The following is a 224-nucleotide window of genomic DNA, read 5'->3' as shown; positions in this document are numbered from 1 at the left end:
GGCGCCCACTCGTCCTTGGTCCGGCCGTACCCGACGACCGTCAGCTCCTCGCCCGCGACGGGCGCGGTGGTGGCGAAGGGGACGGGGGTGATGCCGGTGGCGGGCGAGGCGAGCCGGGCCAGCACCATGTCCCGGTCGGTGCGCGGCACGAGTTCGACGACGTCGACGGGCTTGTTGGTGCCCGGGGCGGGGCCGAGGACGGCCGTCGTCTTCCACTTCGGCGC

General features: G+C 75.4%; 1 pseudogene. It reads right to left on the bottom strand.

The features are described 5' to 3' along the window. Window positions 1-224, bottom strand: a pseudogene (locus tag KUM03_RS29070) (esterase); the annotation flags it as partial.

This window comes from Streptomyces sp. AC602_WCS936, from assembly GCF_019049125.1.
Lineage (GTDB): Bacteria > Actinomycetota > Actinomycetes > Streptomycetales > Streptomycetaceae > Streptomyces.
Note: the sequence above shows the minus strand (reverse complement) of the source record. Positions and strands in the feature narration are given on the sequence as shown.